Genomic DNA, 16,218 nt, shown 5'->3' on the forward strand with positions numbered 1-16,218 from the left:
CAAAATCCCGTGCTCTCTCCTGAAGGGGAGAGCGCTATAGTAAGGAATATAGCCGTGTCTAAAGAAAAATTTGAACGTACAAAACCGCACGTCAACGTCGGTACTATCGGCCACGTTGACCATGGTAAAACTACTCTGACCGCTGCAATCACTACCGTTCTGGCTAAAACCTACGGTGGTTCTGCTCGTGCATTCGACCAGATCGATAACGCGCCGGAAGAAAAAGCTCGTGGTATCACCATCAACACTTCTCACGTTGAATATGACACCCCGACTCGCCACTACGCACACGTAGACTGCCCGGGCCACGCCGACTATGTTAAAAACATGATCACCGGTGCTGCTCAGATGGATGGCGCGATCCTGGTTGTTGCTGCGACTGACGGCCCGATGCCGCAGACTCGTGAGCACATCCTGCTGGGTCGTCAGGTAGGCGTTCCGTACATCATCGTGTTCCTGAACAAATGCGACATGGTTGATGACGAAGAGCTGCTGGAACTGGTTGAAATGGAAGTCCGTGAGCTGCTGTCTCAGTACGACTTCCCGGGAGACGACACGCCGATCGTTCGTGGTTCCGCTCTGAAAGCGCTGGAAGGCGAAGCAGACTGGGAAGCGAAAATCATCGAACTGGCTGGCTACCTGGATTCTTACATCCCGGAACCAGAGCGTGCGATTGACAAGCCGTTCCTGCTGCCGATCGAAGACGTATTCTCCATCTCCGGTCGTGGTACCGTTGTTACCGGTCGTGTAGAGCGCGGTATCATCAAAGTGGGCGAAGAAGTTGAAATCGTTGGTATCAAAGAGACTGCGAAGTCTACCTGTACTGGCGTTGAAATGTTCCGCAAACTGCTGGACGAAGGCCGTGCTGGTGAGAACGTTGGTGTTCTGCTGCGTGGTATCAAACGTGAAGAAATCGAACGTGGTCAGGTACTGGCTAAGCCGGGCTCTATCAAGCCGCACACCAAGTTCGAATCTGAAGTGTACATTCTGTCCAAAGACGAAGGCGGCCGTCATACTCCGTTCTTCAAAGGCTACCGTCCGCAGTTCTACTTCCGTACAACTGACGTGACTGGCACCATCGAACTGCCGGAAGGCGTAGAGATGGTCATGCCGGGCGACAACATCAAAATGGTTGTTACCCTGATTCACCCGATCGCGATGGACGACGGTCTGCGTTTCGCAATCCGTGAAGGCGGCCGTACCGTTGGCGCGGGCGTTGTAGCTAAAGTTCTGGGCTAATTATTAGTTCTGAATGAAAAAGGGCGCTTCGGCGCCCTTTTTGCTGCTCGTCATCTGGTGTCGAGCAAAATCATGTTTGTATGAAAAAAGAACATCTCTTTGAGTATTTAATCAACGCACTATTGTAATTATAACTATTCTCATTTACACTTTTGAGCATAAATTGAACGGGAGTCGGTATGTACGTTTGTTTGTGTAATGGTGTAAACGATAAAAAAATTCGTCAGGCCGTTCGTCAATTTCATCCACAGTCTTTTCAGCAATTGCGCAAATTCATTCCTGTTGGAAATCAATGCGGTAAATGTGTCCGTGCCGCCCGTGAGATTATGGAAGATGAATTAACCCGCATGCCGGAATACCAGGAGAGCGCTTAAGAGCTCAGGCTTTTCTTTGACATCTTTATAGCCCGAACTACGCTTCAATAAGTGGAAGCGGAGGGACTATATAATGAAAGGTGATGTCAAAATCATAAGTTATCTCAATAAATTGTTGGGAAATGAGCTTGTCGCAATAAATCAGTACTTTCTTCACGCCAGAATGTTCAAGAACTGGGGCCTGATGCGCCTCAATGATGTTGAATATCATGAATCCATCGATGAAATGAAACACGCCGATAAGTACATCGAGCGCATTCTCTTCCTTGAAGGTATCCCCAATCTGCAGGATCTTGGCAAGCTGGGCATCGGTGAAGATGTCGAAGAGATGCTGCAATCTGATTTACGACTGGAACTCGAAGGCGCAAAAGATCTACGTGAGGCGATCGCTTATGCCGACAGCGTCCATGACTATGTCAGTCGCGACATGCTTATTGAAATCCTGACAGACGAAGAAGGCCATATTGACTGGCTGGAAACGGAGCTGGATCTGATTGATAAATTAGGACTGCAAAACTATCTCCAGTCACAAATCAAAGTGGCTGACTGACTAGCGTTTGCCACCCGCACCAAAAACCCGCTGCAGCCAAAAAAGGGCCAAAAGGCAGCGGGTTGTTCAATGAGCGCTGTACTTTCCCGAGAATCATCAATAGCAGCATGACTCCACCGGCGAAGACCGTCGCCATAAAAACCAGCTGCGGCAGCATTTGCCAACCGTGCCACGCGCCAAGTGCGGCCAGAAATTTGACATCGCCATAGCCAAGCCCTTCATAACCGCGAATCCCCCGATAGAGCCAATAGAGGCACGTGAAAGCCAGATAGCCGCCGATGGCGCCGCCAACGGCATACTCCAGCTGTAGCGGAGCGTAGTAAAGATAATAGAACAGCCCGCTCCAGAGCAGGGGGCAGGTCAGGCGATCGGGAAGCAGGCCGTAGCGCAGATCGTACCAGCAGAGGGCGAGCGACAGACCGCTATAGAGAAGTAATAAGAGGGGCATCATCGATAAGGTTCCCTGGCGATGGGGATATGCGCGGAGTCTGGTCGAAAAAGAGAGGGATAGCAAAGGCCCGTATTCATTATCGCGAGGGGCCATCCGCGGTATTAACTCAGTTTTCACTACTTTCTATGCCCGCTCGTCGCGGCACGCAAAAATGATTGCTGATTTTGTATGCAGCACTTGCGTCGAGCCCGAATTTGCGTATAATGCGCGGGCCTGTCAAAATTGGCAGGCTGGTTCGATATGAACCCTGATAGAGCTTTTAGCTATCAAACAATGTTCCCAATTGGGGAACTATGTAAGAACGGTTACACTCTCCCATCAATCGTAATGGGTATGAGGAGTAACCATTTCGTCTATAAATAATTGGAGCTCTGGTCTCATGCAGAACCAAAGAATCCGTATCCGTCTTAAAGCGTTTGATCATCGTCTGATCGATCAATCAACCGCGGAAATCGTCGAGACTGCCAAGCGCACTGGTGCGCAGGTCCGTGGTCCGATCCCGCTGCCGACCCGCAAAGAGCGCTTTACCGTTCTGATTTCTCCGCACGTCAACAAAGATGCGCGCGATCAGTACGAAATCCGCACTCACAAGCGTCTGGTTGACATCGTTGAGCCAACTGAGAAAACCGTTGATGCTCTGATGCGTCTGGATCTGGCTGCCGGTGTAGACGTGCAGATCAGCCTGGGTTAATCAGGTCATCGAGCGATTGAGAGGTTGAAACAATGATTGGTTTAGTCGGTAAAAAAGTGGGCATGACCCGCATCTTCACTGAAGATGGCGTATCTATCCCAGTAACCGTAATCGAAGTTGAAGCAAACCGTGTTGCTCAGGTCAAAGACCTGGCTAACGATGGTTACCGCGCAATTCAGGTTACCACCGGTGCTAAAAAAGCTAACCGTGTAACCAAGCCGGAAGCTGGTCACTTCGCTAAAGCTGGCGTAGAAGCTGGCCGTGGTCTGTGGGAATTCCGTCTTGCTGACGGCGAAGAATTCACCGTAGGTCAGAGCATTAGCGTTGAACTGTTTGCTGACGTTAAAAAAGTTGACGTAACCGGTACCTCTAAAGGTAAAGGTTTTGCTGGTACCGTTAAGCGCTGGAACTTCCGTACCCAGGACGCTACTCACGGTAACTCCTTGTCCCACCGCGTTCCGGGTTCTATCGGTCAGAACCAGACTCCGGGCAAAGTGTTCAAAGGCAAGAAAATGGCAGGTCAGCTGGGTAATGAGCGTGTCACCGTTCAGAGCCTGGACGTAGTACGTGTTGACGCTGAGCGCAACCTGCTGCTGGTTAAAGGTGCGGTCCCGGGTGCAACCGGTAGCGACCTGATCGTTAAACCAGCTGTGAAGGCGTAAGGGGATAGCAATGGAATTAGTATTGAAAGACGCGCAGAGCGCGCTGACTGTTTCCGAAACTACCTTCGGTCGTGATTTCAACGAAGCGCTGGTTCACCAGGTTGTAGTTGCTTATGCAGCTGGTGCTCGTCAGGGTACTCGTGCTCAGAAGACTCGTGCTGAAGTAACTGGTTCAGGCAAAAAGCCGTGGCGCCAGAAAGGTACCGGCCGTGCGCGTTCAGGTTCTATCAAGAGCCCGATCTGGCGTTCCGGTGGCGTAACCTTCGCTGCTCGTCCGCAGGACCACAGTCAAAAAGTTAACAAAAAGATGTACCGCGGCGCGCTGAAAAGCATTCTGTCCGAACTGGTACGTCAGGATCGTCTGATCGTTGTCGAGAAGTTCTCTGTTGAAGCGCCTAAAACTAAGCTGCTGGCACAGAAACTGAAAGACATGGCTCTGGAAGATGTGCTGATCATCACCGGTGAGCTGGACGAGAACCTGTTCCTGGCTGCGCGCAACCTGCACAAGGTTGACGTACGCGATGCAACTGGTATCGACCCGGTTAGCCTGATCGCCTTCGACAAAGTCGTAATGACTGCTGATGCTGTTAAGCAAGTTGAGGAGATGCTGGCATGATTCGTGAAGAACGTCTGCTGAAGGTGCTGCGTGCACCGCACGTTTCTGAAAAAGCGTCTGCTGCGATGGAAAAAACAAACACCATCGTTCTCAAAGTTGCTAAAGACGCGACCAAAGCAGAAATCAAAGCTGCTGTGCAGAAACTGTTTGAAGTCGAAGTCGAAGTCGTTAACACCCTGGTAGTTAAAGGGAAAGTTAAACGTCACGGACAGCGTATCGGTCGTCGTAGCGACTGGAAAAAAGCTTACGTCACCCTGAAAGAAGGCCAGAATCTGGACTTCGTTGGCGGCGCTGAGTAAGTCGGAGGAGTAATACAATGGCAGTTGTTAAATGTAAACCGACATCTCCGGGTCGTCGCCACGTTGTTAAAGTGGTTAACCCTGAGCTGCACAAGGGCAAACCTTTTGCTCCGTTGCTGGAAAAAAACAGCAAATCCGGTGGTCGTAACAACAATGGCCGTATCACCACTCGTCATATCGGTGGTGGCCACAAGCAGGCTTACCGTATTGTTGACTTCAAACGCAACAAAGATGGTATCCCGGCAGTTGTTGAGCGTCTTGAGTACGATCCGAACCGTTCCGCGAACATCGCGCTGGTTCTGTACAAAGATGGCGAACGCCGTTACATCCTGGCCCCTAAAGGCCTGAAAGCTGGCGACCAGATTCAGTCTGGCGTTGATGCTGCAATCAAAGCAGGCAACACCCTGCCGATGCGCAATATCCCGGTTGGTTCTACCGTTCATAACGTAGAAATGAAACCAGGTAAAGGCGGTCAGCTGGCTCGTTCCGCTGGTACTTACGTTCAGATCGTTGCTCGCGACGGTGCTTATGTCACCCTGCGTCTGCGTTCTGGTGAAATGCGTAAAGTCGAAGCAGACTGCCGCGCTACTCTGGGCGAAGTTGGCAATGCTGAGCATATGCTGCGCGTACTGGGTAAAGCAGGTGCTGCACGCTGGCGTGGTGTTCGTCCTACCGTTCGCGGTACTGCGATGAACCCAGTCGACCACCCACATGGTGGTGGTGAAGGTCGTAACTTTGGTAAGCACCCGGTATCCCCGTGGGGCCTGCAGACCAAAGGTAAGAAGACCCGCAGCAACAAGCGTACTGATAAATTCATCGTACGTCGCCGTAGCAAATAATTTTAGAGGATAAGCCATGCCACGTTCTCTCAAGAAAGGTCCTTTTATTGACCTGCACTTGCTGAAGAAGGTAGAGAAAGCGGTGGAAAGCGGAGACAAGAAGCCCCTGCGCACTTGGTCCCGTCGTTCAACGATCTTTCCTAACATGATCGGTTTGACCATCGCTGTCCATAATGGTCGTCAGCACGTTCCAGTTTTTGTTTCCGACGAAATGGTTGGTCACAAACTGGGTGAATTCGCACCGACTCGTACTTATCGCGGCCACGCTGCTGATAAAAAAGCGAAGAAGAAATAAGGTAGGAGGAAGAGATGGAAACTTTAGCTCAACATCGCCATGCTCGTTCTTCTGCTCAGAAGGTTCGCCTTGTAGCTGACCTGATTCGCGGTAAGAAAGTGTCGCAGGCCCTGGATATTCTGACCTACACCAACAAGAAAGCTGCTGTACTGGTCAAGAAGGTACTGGAATCTGCCATTGCTAACGCTGAACACAACGATGGCGCTGACATTGACGATCTGAAAGTTGCGAAAATTTTCGTAGACGAAGGCCCGAGCATGAAGCGCATTATGCCGCGTGCGAAAGGTCGTGCAGATCGCATCCTGAAGCGCACCAGCCACATCACTGTGGTTGTGTCCGATCGCTGAGACTCTGGAGACTAGCAATGGGTCAGAAAGTACATCCTAATGGTATTCGCCTGGGTATTGTCAAACCATGGAACTCTACCTGGTTCGCGAACACCAAAGAATTCGCTGACAACCTGGACAGCGATTTTAAAGTACGTCAGTTCCTGACTAAAGAACTGGCTAAAGCGTCCGTATCTCGTATCGTTATCGAGCGTCCGGCTAAGAGCATCCGTGTGACTATTCACACTGCTCGCCCGGGCATCGTGATCGGTAAGAAAGGCGAAGACGTAGAAAAACTGCGCAAGGTCGTAGCGGATATCGCTGGCGTTCCTGCACAGATCAATATCGCCGAAGTTCGTAAGCCAGAACTGGACGCTAAATTGGTTGCTGACAGCATCACTTCTCAGCTGGAACGTCGCGTTATGTTCCGTCGTGCGATGAAGCGTGCTGTACAGAACGCAATGCGTCTGGGCGCTAAAGGTATCAAAGTTGAAGTTAGCGGCCGTCTGGGCGGCGCGGAAATCGCACGTACCGAATGGTACCGTGAAGGTCGCGTACCGCTGCACACTCTGCGTGCTGACATCGACTACAACACCTCTGAAGCGCACACCACTTACGGTGTAATCGGCGTTAAGGTATGGATCTTCAAAGGCGAGATCCTGGGTGGTATGGCTGCTGTTGAACAACCGGAACCGGCTGCTCAACCTAAAAAGCAGCAGCGTAAAGGCCGTAAATAAGGAGCGTCGCTGATGTTACAACCAAAGCGTACAAAATTCCGTAAAGTGCACAAAGGCCGCAACCGTGGTCTGGCGCAGGGTACGGATGTTAGCTTCGGCACTTTCGGTCTGAAAGCTGTTGGCCGTGGTCGTCTGACTGCACGTCAGATCGAAGCAGCACGTCGTGCTATGACCCGTGCAGTTAAGCGTCAAGGTAAGATCTGGATCCGTGTATTCCCGGACAAACCGATCACCGAGAAGCCGCTGGAAGTTCGTATGGGTAAAGGTAAAGGTAACGTGGAGTACTGGGTTGCCTTGATTCAGCCGGGTAAAGTCCTTTATGAAATGGACGGCGTACCGGAAGAGCTGGCCCGTGAAGCCTTCGGCCTGGCAGCAGCGAAACTGCCTATCAAAACCACCTTTGTAACTAAGACGGTGATGTAATGAAAGCAAAAGAGCTGCGTGAAAAAAGCGTTGAAGAGCTGAACGCTGAGCTGCTGAACCTGCTGCGTGAGCAGTTCAACCTGCGTATGCAGGCTGCAAGTGGCCAGCTGCAACAGACTCATCTGCTGAAGCAAGTGCGTCGTGATGTTGCACGCGTTAAGACTTTACTGACTGAGAAGGCGGGTGCGTAATGACCGATAAAATCCGTACTCTGCAAGGTCGCGTAGTTAGCAATAAAATGGAGAAATCCATCGTTGTTGCTATCGAACGTTTTGTGAAACACCCGATCTACGGTAAATTCATCAAGCGTACGACCAAACTGCACGTACATGACGAGAACAACGAATGCGGTATCGGCGACGTGGTCGAAATCCACGAATGCCGTCCGCTGTCCAAGACTAAGTCCTGGACGCTGGTTCGCGTTGTAGAGAAAGCAGTTCTGTAATAGAGCCTGCATTCTCAACGGATAAACGGCTCAGCGATGAGCCGTTTATTTTTTCTACCCATATCCGATTTCCGGTGTTATAATGCCGCGCCCTCGATATGGGGATTTTTAACGGCCCGACTTTGGGTCTCAGTAGTAGTTGACATTAGCGGAGCACTAAAATGATCCAAGAACAGACTATGCTGAACGTCGCCGACAACTCCGGTGCACGTCGCGTAATGTGTATCAAGGTTCTGGGTGGCTCGCACCGTCGCTACGCAGGCGTAGGCGACATCATCAAGATCACCATCAAGGAAGCAATTCCGCGTGGTAAGGTCAAGAAAGGTGATGTGCTGAAGGCGGTAGTGGTGCGCACCAAGAAGGGTGTTCGTCGCCCGGACGGTTCTGTCATTCGCTTCGATGGTAATGCATGCGTTATTCTGAACAATAACAGCGAGCAGCCCATCGGTACGCGTATTTTTGGGCCGGTAACTCGTGAGCTTCGTACCGAGAAGTTCATGAAAATTATCTCTCTGGCACCAGAAGTACTCTAAGGAGCGAATCATGGCAGCGAAAATCCGTCGTGATGACGAAGTTATCGTGTTAACCGGTAAAGATAAAGGTAAACGCGGTAAAGTTAAGAATGTCTTGTCTTCCGGCAAGCTCATTGTTGAAGGTATCAACCTGGTTAAGAAACACCAGAAGCCGGTTCCGGCTCTGAACCAACCAGGCGGCATCGTTGAAAAAGAAGCTGCTATTCAGGTTTCTAACGTTGCAATCTTCAATGCGGCAACCGGCAAGGCTGACCGTGTAGGCTTTAGATTCGAAGACGGCAAAAAAGTCCGTTTCTTCAAGTCTAACAGCGAAACTATCAAGTAATTTGGAGTAGTACGATGGCGAAACTGCATGATTACTACAAAGACGAAGTAGTTAATAAACTCATGACTGAGTTTAACTACAATTCTGTCATGCAAGTCCCTCGGGTCGAGAAGATCACCCTGAACATGGGTGTTGGTGAAGCGATCGCTGACAAGAAACTGCTGGATAACGCAGCAGCTGATCTGACAGCAATCTCCGGTCAAAAGCCGTTGATCACCAAAGCACGCAAATCAGTTGCAGGCTTCAAAATCCGTCAGGGCTATCCGATCGGCTGTAAAGTAACTCTGCGTGGCGAACGCATGTGGGAGTTCTTTGAGCGCCTGATCACTATTGCTGTACCGCGTATCCGTGACTTCCGTGGCTTGTCCGCTAAGTCTTTCGACGGTCGTGGTAACTACAGCATGGGTGTCCGTGAGCAGATCATCTTCCCAGAAATCGACTACGATAAAGTCGACCGCGTTCGTGGTTTGGATATTACCATTACCACTACTGCGAAATCTGATGAAGAAGGCCGCGCTCTGCTGGCTGCCTTTGACTTCCCGTTCCGCAAGTAAGGTAGGGTTACTTAATGGCTAAGCAATCAATGAAAGCACGCGAAGTAAAGCGCGTGGCTTTAGCTGATAAATTCTTCGCTAAACGCGCTGAACTGAAAGCTATCATCTCTGATGTGAACGCAACCGACGAAGATCGTTGGAATGCCGTTCTCAAGCTGCAGACTCTGCCGCGTGATTCCAGCCCGTCTCGTCAGCGTAACCGCTGCCGTCAAACAGGTCGTCCGCATGGTTTCCTGCGGAAGTTCGGGTTGAGCCGTATCAAGGTCCGTGAAGCCGCAATGCGCGGTGAAATCCCGGGTCTGAAAAAGGCTAGCTGGTAATTGTCACCAATTGAATCACGGGAGTAAAGACAGATGAGCATGCAAGATCCGATCGCGGATATGCTGACCCGTATCCGTAACGGTCAGGCCGCGAATAAAGCTGCGGTCACCATGCCTTCCTCCAAGCTGAAAGTGGCAATTGCCAACGTGCTGAAGGAAGAAGGCTTTATTGAAGATTTTAAAGTTGAAGGCGACATCAAGCCGGAACTGGAACTGACTCTTAAGTATTTCCAGGGTAAAGCTGTTGTAGAAAGCATTCAGCGTGTCAGCCGCCCAGGTCTGCGCATCTATAAGCGTAAAGATGAGCTGCCAAAAGTTATGGCGGGTCTGGGTATCGCAGTTATTTCTACCTCTAAAGGTGTTATGACTGATCGTGCAGCGCGCCAAGCTGGTCTTGGTGGCGAAATTATCTGCTACGTAGCCTAATCGGAGGAAAAAATGTCTCGTGTTGCTAAAGCACCGGTCGTTATTCCTGCCGGCGTTGACGTAAAAATCAACGGTCAGGTTATTACGATCAAAGGTAAGAATGGCGAGCTGACTCGTACTCTCAACGATGCTGTTGAAGTTAAACATGCAGATAATGCACTGACCTTCGGTCCGCGTGATGGTTTCGCAGACGGTTGGGCTCAGGCTGGTACCGCGCGTGCCCTGCTTAACTCAGTAGTTATCGGTGTTACCGAAGGCTTCACTAAAAAGCTTCAGCTGGTTGGTGTAGGTTATCGTGCAGCGGTTAAAGGGGATGTAGTAAACCTGGCTTTAGGTTTCTCTCATCCTGTTGAACACAAACTGCCGGCCGGTATCACTGCAGAATGCCCGACTCAAACTGAAATCGTGCTGAAAGGCGCTGATAAGCAGGTGATCGGTCAGGTTGCAGCAGATCTGCGCGCCTACCGTCGTCCTGAGCCTTATAAAGGCAAGGGTGTTCGTTACGCCGACGAAGTCGTGCGTACCAAAGAGGCTAAGAAGAAGTAAGGTAACACTATGGATAAGAAATCTGCTCGTATCCGTCGTGCGACCCGCGCACGCCGCAAGCTCCAGGAGCTGGGTGCAACTCGCCTGGTGGTACATCGTACCCCGCGTCATATTTACGCACAGGTAATTGCACCGAACGGTTCTGAAGTTCTGGTAGCTGCTTCTACTGTAGAAAAAGCTATCGCTGAACAACTGAAGTACACCGGTAACAAAGACGCGGCTGCAGCTGTGGGTAAAGCTGTTGCTGAACGCGCTCTGGAAAAAGGCATCAAAGATGTTTCCTTTGACCGTTCCGGGTTCCAATATCATGGTCGTGTCCAGGCACTGGCAGATGCTGCCCGTGAAGCTGGCCTTCAGTTCTAAGGTAGAGGTGTAAGATGGCTCACATCGAAAAACAAGCTGGCGAACTGCAGGAAAAGCTGATCGCGGTTAACCGCGTATCTAAAACCGTTAAAGGTGGTCGTATTTTCTCCTTCACAGCTCTGACTGTAGTTGGTGATGGTAATGGCCGCGTAGGTTTTGGTTACGGTAAAGCGCGTGAAGTTCCAGCAGCGATCCAGAAAGCGATGGAAAAAGCCCGTCGCAATATGATTAACGTCGCGCTGAACCACGGCACCCTGCAACACCCGGTTAAAGGTGTTCACACGGGTTCTCGTGTATTCATGCAGCCAGCTTCCGAAGGTACCGGTATCATCGCCGGTGGTGCAATGCGCGCCGTTCTGGAAGTTGCTGGAGTTCATAACGTTCTGGCTAAAGCATATGGTTCCACCAACCCGATCAACGTGGTTCGTGCAACTATTGATGGCCTGGAAAATATGAATTCTCCAGAAATGGTCGCTGCCAAGCGTGGTAAATCCGTTGAAGAAATTCTGGGGAAATAAACCATGGCAAAGACTATTAAAATTACTCAAACCCGCAGTGCAATCGGTCGTCTGCCGAAACACAAGGCAACGCTGCTTGGCCTGGGTCTGCGTCGTATTGGTCACACCGTAGAACGCGAGGATACTCCTGCTGTTCGTGGTATGGTCAACGCGGTTTCCTTTATGGTTAAAGTTGAGGAGTAAGAGATGCGTTTAAATACTCTGTCTCCGGCCGAAGGCTCCAAAAAGGCGGGTAAACGCCTTGGTCGTGGTATCGGTTCTGGCCTCGGTAAAACCGGTGGTCGTGGTCACAAAGGTCAGAACTCTCGTTCTGGCGGTGGCGTACGTCGCGGTTTCGAGGGTGGTCAGATGCCTCTGTACCGTCGTCTGCCGAAATTCGGCTTCACTTCTCGTAAAGCGATGATCACTGCAGAAGTTCGTCTGTCTGATCTGGCTCACGTAGAAGGCGATGTAGTCGACCTGAACACGCTGAAAGCAGCTAACATTATCGGTATTCAGATTGAGTTCGCGAAAGTGATCCTGTCTGGTGAGGTAGCTCGTCCGGTAACTGTTCGTGGCCTGCGTGTGACTAAAGGTGCTCGTGCTGCTATCGAAGCTGCTGGCGGTAAAATTGAGGAATAAGTAGCAGATGGCTAAGCAACCGGGATTAGATTTTCAAAGTGCCAAAGGTGGACTTGGCGAACTGAAACGCAGACTTTTGTTTGTTATCGGTGCGCTGATTGTGTTCCGTATTGGTTCTTTTATTCCGATCCCTGGTATTGATGCCGCTGTACTTGCCAAACTGCTTGAGCAACAGCGAGGCACCATCATTGAAATGTTCAACATGTTCTCTGGTGGTGCTCTCAGCCGTGCTTCTATCTTTGCTTTGGGTATCATGCCGTATATTTCGGCATCGATTATTGTCCAACTGTTGACGGTTGTTTATCAGCCGCTGGCAGAAATAAAGAAAGAAGGGGAGTCTGGTCGTCGTAAGATCAGCCAGTACACCCGCTACGGTACTCTGGTGCTGGCGATATTCCAGTCGATCGGTATTGCTACCGGTCTGCCGAATATGCCTGGTATGCAGGGCCTGGTGATGAATCCAGGCTTTGCATTCTATTTCACCGCTGTTGTAAGTCTGGTCACAGGGACGATGTTCCTGATGTGGCTCGGCGAACAGATTACTGAACGTGGTATCGGTAACGGTATTTCGATCATTATCTTCGCTGGTATTGTTGCGGGTCTCCCGCCAGCCATCGCCCATACTATCGAGCAAGCGCGTCAAGGCGACCTGCACTTCCTCCTGTTGCTGTTGGTTGCAGTATTAGTATTTGCCGTGACCTTCTTTGTTGTATTCGTAGAACGTGGTCAACGCCGCATTGTGGTGAACTACGCGAAGCGTCAACAAGGTCGTCGTGTCTATGCTGCACAGAGCACACATTTACCGCTGAAAGTGAATATGGCAGGGGTTATCCCGGCAATCTTCGCTTCCAGTATTATTCTGTTCCCTGCGACCATCGCGTCATGGTTCGGGGGCGGAACCGGTTGGAACTGGCTGACAACAATTTCGCTGTATTTGCAGCCTGGGCAACCGCTTTATGTGTTACTCTATGCGTCTGCAATCATATTCTTCTGTTTCTTCTACACGGCGTTGGTTTTCAACCCGCGTGAAACAGCAGATAACCTGAAGAAGTCCGGTGCATTTGTACCAGGAATTCGTCCGGGAGAGCAAACGGCGAAGTATATTGATAAAGTGATGACTCGCCTGACCCTAGTTGGTGCGTTATACATTACCTTTATCTGCCTGATCCCGGAGTTCATGCGTGATGCAATGAAAGTGCCGTTCTACTTCGGTGGAACCTCGCTGCTTATTGTTGTCGTTGTGATTATGGACTTTATGGCTCAAGTGCAAACTCTGATGATGTCAAGTCAGTACGAGTCTGCATTGAAGAAGGCGAACCTGAAAGGCTACGGCCGCTAACAGGGCGCCCGAGAAGTTACGGAGAGTAAAAATGAAAGTTCGTGCTTCCGTCAAGAAATTATGCCGTAACTGCAAAATCGTTAAGCGTGATGGCGTCATCCGCGTGATTTGCAGTGCCGAGCCAAAGCATAAACAGCGCCAAGGCTGATTTTTTCGCATATTTTTCTTGCAAAGTTGGATTGAGCTGGCTAGATTAGCCAGCCAATCTTTTGTATGTCTGTGCGTTTCCATTTGAGTATCCTGAAAACGGGCTTTTCAGCATGGTGCGTACATATTAAATAGTAGGAGTGCATAGTGGCCCGTATAGCAGGCATTAACATTCCTGATCAGAAACATACCGTAATCGCATTAACTGCTATTTTCGGTATCGGCAAGACCCGCTCTAAAGCCATCTGTGCTGACACGGGTATCGCTGAAAATGTTAAGATCAGTGAGCTGTCTGAAGAACAAATTGAATCCCTGCGTGAAGCAGTAGGTAAATTTGTCGTTGAAGGTGATCTGCGCCGTGAAATCACCCTGAGCATCAAGCGTCTGATGGACCTTGGTTGCTATCGTGGTTTACGCCATCGTCGTGGTCTTCCGGTTCGCGGTCAGCGTACTAAGACCAACGCACGTACCCGTAAGGGTCCGCGTAAACCGATCAAGAAATAATCGGGGTGATTGAATAATGGCAAAGGCACCAGTTCGTGCACGTAAGCGTGTAAGAAAACAAGTCTCTGATGGCGTGGCTCATGTCCATGCTTCTTTTAACAACACCATCGTTACCATTACCGATCGTCAGGGTAACGCACTGGGTTGGGCAACAGCCGGTGGTTCCGGTTTCCGTGGTTCTCGCAAATCCACTCCGTTTGCAGCTCAGGTTGCAGCAGAGCGTTGCGCTGAAGCCGTAAAAGAATACGGCATCAAGAATCTGGAAGTTATGGTCAAAGGTCCGGGTCCGGGTCGCGAATCTACCATTCGTGCACTGAACGCCGCTGGTTTCCGCATCACTAATATTACTGATGTGACTCCGATCCCTCATAACGGTTGTCGTCCGCCGAAAAAACGTCGCGTATAACGCGCTCGTTTCTAGGATTGTTGGAGAAAGAAAATGGCAAGATATTTGGGTCCTAAGCTCAAGCTGAGCCGTCGTGAGGGCACCGACTTATTCCTTAAGTCTGGCGTTCGCGCGATCGATACCAAGTGTAAAATTGAACAAGCTCCTGGCCAGCACGGTGCGCGTAAGCCGCGTCTGTCTGACTATGGTGTGCAGTTGCGTGAAAAGCAAAAAGTTCGCCGTATGTACGGTGTGCTGGAGCGTCAGTTCCGTAACTACTATAAAGAAGCAGCACGTCTGAAAGGCAACACCGGTGAAAACCTGTTAGCTCTGCTGGAAGGTCGTCTGGACAACGTTGTATACCGTATGGGCTTCGGCGCGACTCGTGCTGAATCACGTCAGCTGGTTAGCCACAAAGCTATCATGGTAAACGGTCGTGTTGTTAACATTGCTTCTTATCAGGTTAAAGCGAACGACGTTGTTAGCATTCGTGAGAAAGCGAAAAAGCAATCTCGCGTGAAAGCCGCTCTGGAGCTGGCTGAGCAGCGTGAAAAGCCAACCTGGCTGGAAGTTGATGCTGGCAAGATGGAAGGTACGTTCAAGCGTCAGCCGGAACGTTCTGATCTGTCTGCGGACATTAACGAACACCTGATCGTCGAGCTTTACTCCAAGTAAAGCTTAGTACCAAAGAGAGGACACAATGCAGGGTTCTGTGACAGAGTTTCTAAAACCGCGCCTGGTCGATATCGAGCAAGTGAGTTCGACGCACGCCAAGGTGACCCTTGAGCCTTTAGAGCGTGGCTTTGGCCATACTCTGGGTAACGCACTGCGCCGTATTCTGCTCTCATCGATGCCGGGTTGCGCGGTGACCGAGGTTGAGATTGATGGTGTACTGCACGAGTACAGCACCAAAGAAGGCGTTCAGGAAGATATCCTTGAAATCCTGCTCAACCTGAAAGGGCTTGCGGTGAGAGTTCAGGGTAAAGATGAAGTCATCCTTACTTTGAATAAATCTGGCATTGGCCCTGTGACCGCAGCCGACATTACCCATGACGGTGATGTCGAAATCGTCAAGCCGCAACATGTGATCTGCCACCTGACCGATGAGAACGCTGCTATTAGCATGCGTATCAAAGTTCAGCGCGGTCGCGGTTATGTGCCGGCTTCTGCCCGAATTCATTCGGAAGAAGATGAGCGCCCAATCGGCCGTCTGCTGGTCGACGCATGCTACAGCCCGGTAGAGCGTATTGCCTACAATGTTGAAGCAGCGCGTGTAGAACAGCGTACCGACCTGGACAAGCTGGTCATCGAAATGGAAACCAACGGCACAATCGATCCTGAAGAGGCGATTCGTCGTGCGGCAACCATCCTGGCAGAACAACTGGAAGCTTTCGTTGACTTACGTGATGTACGTCAGCCGGAAGTGAAAGAAGAGAAACCAGAATTCGATCCGATCCTGCTGCGCCCTGTTGACGATCTCGAATTGACTGTCCGCTCTGCTAACTGCCTCAAGGCAGAAGCTATCCACTATATCGGTGATCTGGTACAGCGTACCGAGGTTGAGTTGCTGAAAACGCCGAACCTGGGTAAAAAATCTCTTACCGAGATTAAAGACGTGCTGGCTTCACGTGGTCTGTCTCTGGGCATGCGCCTGGAAAACTGGCCACCGGCAAGCATTGCTGACGAGTAA

31 protein-coding genes are annotated in these 16,218 nt (G+C 50.6%); 30 read left to right on the plus strand and 1 reads right to left on the minus strand.

What is annotated here, in order from left to right:
• Window positions 1-54: 54 nt before the first annotated feature.
• The 3 genes from tuf (at window position 55) to bfr (ending at window position 2,163) form a co-directional block, all read left to right on the plus strand.
• The gene (gene tuf, locus DSD31_RS02175; protein ID WP_004118409.1) at window positions 55-1,239 is read left to right on the plus strand and encodes an elongation factor Tu; all 1,185 of its coding nucleotides are present in this window, start codon (window positions 55-57) and stop codon (window positions 1,237-1,239) included.
• Between the two features lie 179 nt (window positions 1,240-1,418).
• On the plus strand, window positions 1,419-1,613 hold the full coding sequence (bfd, locus tag DSD31_RS02185) for a bacterioferritin-associated ferredoxin (protein WP_004868381.1): 195 nt from the start codon (window positions 1,419-1,421) through the stop codon (window positions 1,611-1,613).
• A gap of 73 nt (window positions 1,614-1,686) precedes the next feature.
• Window positions 1,687-2,163, plus strand: coding sequence for a bacterioferritin (gene bfr, locus DSD31_RS02190; RefSeq protein ID WP_015585627.1), 477 nt, complete (start codon window positions 1,687-1,689; stop codon window positions 2,161-2,163).
• Here bfr and DSD31_RS02195 read toward each other — a convergent pair.
• A complete protein-coding gene (locus DSD31_RS02195; protein ID WP_048024774.1) occupies window positions 2,147-2,614 on the minus strand; it encodes a prepilin peptidase in 468 nt (155 codons plus the stop codon). The two genes, bfr and DSD31_RS02195, sit on opposite strands and share 17 nt — an antisense overlap.
• Window positions 2,615-2,993: 379 nt before the next feature.
• On the opposite strand from DSD31_RS02195, the gene rpsJ reads away from it, so the two are divergent.
• The 27 genes from rpsJ to DSD31_RS02330 all read left to right on the plus strand — a co-directional run bounded on the left by rpsJ (window position 2,994) and on the right by DSD31_RS02330 (window position 16,218).
• Window positions 2,994-3,305, plus strand: a complete 312-nt coding sequence (gene rpsJ, locus DSD31_RS02200) for a 30S ribosomal protein S10 (protein WP_001181005.1) — start codon at window positions 2,994-2,996, stop codon at window positions 3,303-3,305.
• A gap of 32 nt (window positions 3,306-3,337) precedes the next feature.
• Complete coding sequence (rplC, locus tag DSD31_RS02205; protein WP_004868374.1) at window positions 3,338-3,967, plus strand: 50S ribosomal protein L3; 630 nt, start codon at window positions 3,338-3,340, stop codon at window positions 3,965-3,967.
• 10 nt (window positions 3,968-3,977) lie between these two features.
• Window positions 3,978-4,583, plus strand: a complete 606-nt coding sequence (rplD, locus tag DSD31_RS02210; protein ID WP_000424395.1) for a 50S ribosomal protein L4 — start codon at window positions 3,978-3,980, stop codon at window positions 4,581-4,583.
• Window positions 4,580-4,882, plus strand: a complete 303-nt coding sequence (rplW, locus tag DSD31_RS02215; protein ID WP_004868363.1) for a 50S ribosomal protein L23 — start codon at window positions 4,580-4,582, stop codon at window positions 4,880-4,882. Before rplD ends, rplW begins: the two co-directional genes overlap by 4 nt.
• Before the next feature lie 17 nt (window positions 4,883-4,899).
• Entirely contained in the window at window positions 4,900-5,721 is an 822-nt protein-coding gene (gene rplB / locus DSD31_RS02220; protein WP_002919786.1) for a 50S ribosomal protein L2, read from the plus strand.
• Window positions 5,722-5,737: 16 nt separating this feature from the next.
• The gene (gene rpsS / locus DSD31_RS02225) at window positions 5,738-6,016 is read left to right on the plus strand and encodes a 30S ribosomal protein S19 (protein ID WP_001138115.1); all 279 of its coding nucleotides are present in this window, start codon (window positions 5,738-5,740) and stop codon (window positions 6,014-6,016) included.
• A gap of 14 nt (window positions 6,017-6,030) precedes the next feature.
• A complete protein-coding gene (rplV, locus tag DSD31_RS02230; RefSeq protein ID WP_002919773.1) occupies window positions 6,031-6,363 on the plus strand; it encodes a 50S ribosomal protein L22 in 333 nt (110 codons plus the stop codon).
• 17 nt (window positions 6,364-6,380) lie between these two features.
• Window positions 6,381-7,079 carry a 30S ribosomal protein S3 gene (gene rpsC / locus DSD31_RS02235; protein WP_002919766.1) on the plus strand — a complete coding sequence of 233 codons (699 nt, stop codon included), beginning with the start codon at window positions 6,381-6,383 and terminating at the stop codon, window positions 7,077-7,079.
• A 12-nt stretch (window positions 7,080-7,091) separates the two neighbouring features.
• Window positions 7,092-7,502: a 50S ribosomal protein L16 gene (gene rplP, locus DSD31_RS02240; protein WP_002919759.1), complete on the plus strand. Its 411-nt coding sequence runs from the start codon at window positions 7,092-7,094 to the stop codon at window positions 7,500-7,502.
• Window positions 7,502-7,693: a 50S ribosomal protein L29 gene (gene rpmC / locus DSD31_RS02245; protein ID WP_004868359.1), complete on the plus strand. Its 192-nt coding sequence runs from the start codon at window positions 7,502-7,504 to the stop codon at window positions 7,691-7,693. The genes rplP and rpmC overlap by 1 nt, the downstream gene beginning before the upstream one ends.
• Window positions 7,693-7,947, plus strand: a complete 255-nt coding sequence (gene rpsQ / locus DSD31_RS02250; RefSeq protein WP_004868357.1) for a 30S ribosomal protein S17 — start codon at window positions 7,693-7,695, stop codon at window positions 7,945-7,947. The genes rpmC and rpsQ overlap by 1 nt, the downstream gene beginning before the upstream one ends.
• A 161-nt stretch (window positions 7,948-8,108) precedes the next feature.
• Entirely contained in the window at window positions 8,109-8,480 is a 372-nt protein-coding gene (gene rplN / locus DSD31_RS02255) for a 50S ribosomal protein L14 (RefSeq protein ID WP_002919748.1), read from the plus strand.
• 10 nt (window positions 8,481-8,490) lie between these two features.
• A complete protein-coding gene (gene rplX, locus DSD31_RS02260; RefSeq protein WP_004106345.1) occupies window positions 8,491-8,805 on the plus strand; it encodes a 50S ribosomal protein L24 in 315 nt (104 codons plus the stop codon).
• 14 nt (window positions 8,806-8,819) lie between these two features.
• Window positions 8,820-9,359 (plus strand): 50S ribosomal protein L5, encoded by a 540-nt coding sequence (gene rplE, locus DSD31_RS02265; RefSeq protein ID WP_001096206.1) that lies wholly within the window; start codon window positions 8,820-8,822, stop codon window positions 9,357-9,359.
• Between the two features lie 14 nt (window positions 9,360-9,373).
• Window positions 9,374-9,679, plus strand: coding sequence for a 30S ribosomal protein S14 (rpsN, locus tag DSD31_RS02270; protein ID WP_002919667.1), 306 nt, complete (start codon window positions 9,374-9,376; stop codon window positions 9,677-9,679).
• A 33-nt stretch (window positions 9,680-9,712) separates the two neighbouring features.
• On the plus strand, window positions 9,713-10,105 hold the full coding sequence (gene rpsH, locus DSD31_RS02275) for a 30S ribosomal protein S8 (RefSeq protein WP_004106343.1): 393 nt from the start codon (window positions 9,713-9,715) through the stop codon (window positions 10,103-10,105).
• Window positions 10,106-10,117: 12 nt separating this feature from the next.
• Window positions 10,118-10,651 (plus strand): 50S ribosomal protein L6, encoded by a 534-nt coding sequence (gene rplF, locus DSD31_RS02280; protein ID WP_004868354.1) that lies wholly within the window; start codon window positions 10,118-10,120, stop codon window positions 10,649-10,651.
• A gap of 9 nt (window positions 10,652-10,660) precedes the next feature.
• Window positions 10,661-11,014, plus strand: coding sequence for a 50S ribosomal protein L18 (gene rplR / locus DSD31_RS02285; protein WP_000358960.1), 354 nt, complete (start codon window positions 10,661-10,663; stop codon window positions 11,012-11,014).
• 14 nt (window positions 11,015-11,028) lie between these two features.
• Window positions 11,029-11,532, plus strand: a complete 504-nt coding sequence (gene rpsE, locus DSD31_RS02290) for a 30S ribosomal protein S5 (RefSeq protein WP_004106339.1) — start codon at window positions 11,029-11,031, stop codon at window positions 11,530-11,532.
• Window positions 11,533-11,535: 3 nt separating this feature from the next.
• Complete coding sequence (rpmD, locus tag DSD31_RS02295) at window positions 11,536-11,715, plus strand: 50S ribosomal protein L30 (protein ID WP_001140434.1); 180 nt, start codon at window positions 11,536-11,538, stop codon at window positions 11,713-11,715.
• A gap of 3 nt (window positions 11,716-11,718) precedes the next feature.
• The gene (gene rplO / locus DSD31_RS02300) at window positions 11,719-12,153 is read left to right on the plus strand and encodes a 50S ribosomal protein L15 (RefSeq protein ID WP_004868352.1); all 435 of its coding nucleotides are present in this window, start codon (window positions 11,719-11,721) and stop codon (window positions 12,151-12,153) included.
• Window positions 12,154-12,160: 7 nt separating this feature from the next.
• Window positions 12,161-13,492 (plus strand): preprotein translocase subunit SecY, encoded by a 1,332-nt coding sequence (gene secY / locus DSD31_RS02305; protein ID WP_004868351.1) that lies wholly within the window; start codon window positions 12,161-12,163, stop codon window positions 13,490-13,492.
• Window positions 13,493-13,523: 31 nt separating this feature from the next.
• The gene (gene rpmJ, locus DSD31_RS02310) at window positions 13,524-13,640 is read left to right on the plus strand and encodes a 50S ribosomal protein L36 (RefSeq protein ID WP_000868187.1); all 117 of its coding nucleotides are present in this window, start codon (window positions 13,524-13,526) and stop codon (window positions 13,638-13,640) included.
• A 146-nt stretch (window positions 13,641-13,786) separates the two neighbouring features.
• Window positions 13,787-14,143: a 30S ribosomal protein S13 gene (rpsM, locus tag DSD31_RS02315; protein WP_004868349.1), complete on the plus strand. Its 357-nt coding sequence runs from the start codon at window positions 13,787-13,789 to the stop codon at window positions 14,141-14,143.
• Between the two features lie 16 nt (window positions 14,144-14,159).
• Window positions 14,160-14,549 (plus strand): 30S ribosomal protein S11, encoded by a 390-nt coding sequence (rpsK, locus tag DSD31_RS02320; RefSeq protein ID WP_004138423.1) that lies wholly within the window; start codon window positions 14,160-14,162, stop codon window positions 14,547-14,549.
• A gap of 33 nt (window positions 14,550-14,582) precedes the next feature.
• The gene (rpsD, locus tag DSD31_RS02325) at window positions 14,583-15,203 is read left to right on the plus strand and encodes a 30S ribosomal protein S4 (RefSeq protein WP_004868345.1); all 621 of its coding nucleotides are present in this window, start codon (window positions 14,583-14,585) and stop codon (window positions 15,201-15,203) included.
• Window positions 15,204-15,228: 25 nt separating this feature from the next.
• Window positions 15,229-16,218 (plus strand): DNA-directed RNA polymerase subunit alpha, encoded by a 990-nt coding sequence (locus tag DSD31_RS02330; RefSeq protein WP_002919219.1) that lies wholly within the window; start codon window positions 15,229-15,231, stop codon window positions 16,216-16,218.

The organism is Klebsiella sp. X13, assembly GCF_003323835.1.
GTDB lineage: Bacteria > Pseudomonadota > Gammaproteobacteria > Enterobacterales > Enterobacteriaceae > Klebsiella > Klebsiella ornithinolytica.

Coding starts and splice junctions, on each gene's coding strand:
- bfr (WP_015585627.1), top strand. CDS start 1,687: ATGAAAGGTGATGTCAAAATCATAAGTTATCTCAATAAATTGTTGGGA.
- rplC (WP_004868374.1), top strand. CDS start 3,338: ATGATTGGTTTAGTCGGTAAAAAAGTGGGCATGACCCGCATCTTCACT.
- rpsH (WP_004106343.1), top strand. CDS start 9,713: ATGAGCATGCAAGATCCGATCGCGGATATGCTGACCCGTATCCGTAAC.
- rpmD (WP_001140434.1), top strand. CDS start 11,536: ATGGCAAAGACTATTAAAATTACTCAAACCCGCAGTGCAATCGGTCGT.
- rpsK (WP_004138423.1), top strand. CDS start 14,160: ATGGCAAAGGCACCAGTTCGTGCACGTAAGCGTGTAAGAAAACAAGTC.
- rpmC (WP_004868359.1), top strand. CDS start 7,502: ATGAAAGCAAAAGAGCTGCGTGAAAAAAGCGTTGAAGAGCTGAACGCT.
- rplD (WP_000424395.1), top strand. CDS start 3,978: ATGGAATTAGTATTGAAAGACGCGCAGAGCGCGCTGACTGTTTCCGAA.
- DSD31_RS02195 (WP_048024774.1), bottom strand. CDS start 2,614: ATGATGCCCCTCTTATTACTTCTCTATAGCGGTCTGTCGCTCGCCCTC.
- rplE (WP_001096206.1), top strand. CDS start 8,820: ATGGCGAAACTGCATGATTACTACAAAGACGAAGTAGTTAATAAACTC.
- rplP (WP_002919759.1), top strand. CDS start 7,092: ATGTTACAACCAAAGCGTACAAAATTCCGTAAAGTGCACAAAGGCCGC.
- rplB (WP_002919786.1), top strand. CDS start 4,900: ATGGCAGTTGTTAAATGTAAACCGACATCTCCGGGTCGTCGCCACGTT.
- rpsJ (WP_001181005.1), top strand. CDS start 2,994: ATGCAGAACCAAAGAATCCGTATCCGTCTTAAAGCGTTTGATCATCGT.
- rpsC (WP_002919766.1), top strand. CDS start 6,381: ATGGGTCAGAAAGTACATCCTAATGGTATTCGCCTGGGTATTGTCAAA.
- rplR (WP_000358960.1), top strand. CDS start 10,661: ATGGATAAGAAATCTGCTCGTATCCGTCGTGCGACCCGCGCACGCCGC.
- rpsE (WP_004106339.1), top strand. CDS start 11,029: ATGGCTCACATCGAAAAACAAGCTGGCGAACTGCAGGAAAAGCTGATC.
- rpsD (WP_004868345.1), top strand. CDS start 14,583: ATGGCAAGATATTTGGGTCCTAAGCTCAAGCTGAGCCGTCGTGAGGGC.
- rplO (WP_004868352.1), top strand. CDS start 11,719: ATGCGTTTAAATACTCTGTCTCCGGCCGAAGGCTCCAAAAAGGCGGGT.
- rplF (WP_004868354.1), top strand. CDS start 10,118: ATGTCTCGTGTTGCTAAAGCACCGGTCGTTATTCCTGCCGGCGTTGAC.
- bfd (WP_004868381.1), top strand. CDS start 1,419: ATGTACGTTTGTTTGTGTAATGGTGTAAACGATAAAAAAATTCGTCAG.
- rpmJ (WP_000868187.1), top strand. CDS start 13,524: ATGAAAGTTCGTGCTTCCGTCAAGAAATTATGCCGTAACTGCAAAATC.
- rplW (WP_004868363.1), top strand. CDS start 4,580: ATGATTCGTGAAGAACGTCTGCTGAAGGTGCTGCGTGCACCGCACGTT.
- rplX (WP_004106345.1), top strand. CDS start 8,491: ATGGCAGCGAAAATCCGTCGTGATGACGAAGTTATCGTGTTAACCGGT.
- rpsN (WP_002919667.1), top strand. CDS start 9,374: ATGGCTAAGCAATCAATGAAAGCACGCGAAGTAAAGCGCGTGGCTTTA.
- rplV (WP_002919773.1), top strand. CDS start 6,031: ATGGAAACTTTAGCTCAACATCGCCATGCTCGTTCTTCTGCTCAGAAG.
- rpsQ (WP_004868357.1), top strand. CDS start 7,693: ATGACCGATAAAATCCGTACTCTGCAAGGTCGCGTAGTTAGCAATAAA.
- DSD31_RS02330 (WP_002919219.1), top strand. CDS start 15,229: ATGCAGGGTTCTGTGACAGAGTTTCTAAAACCGCGCCTGGTCGATATC.
- rplN (WP_002919748.1), top strand. CDS start 8,109: ATGATCCAAGAACAGACTATGCTGAACGTCGCCGACAACTCCGGTGCA.
- secY (WP_004868351.1), top strand. CDS start 12,161: ATGGCTAAGCAACCGGGATTAGATTTTCAAAGTGCCAAAGGTGGACTT.
- rpsS (WP_001138115.1), top strand. CDS start 5,738: ATGCCACGTTCTCTCAAGAAAGGTCCTTTTATTGACCTGCACTTGCTG.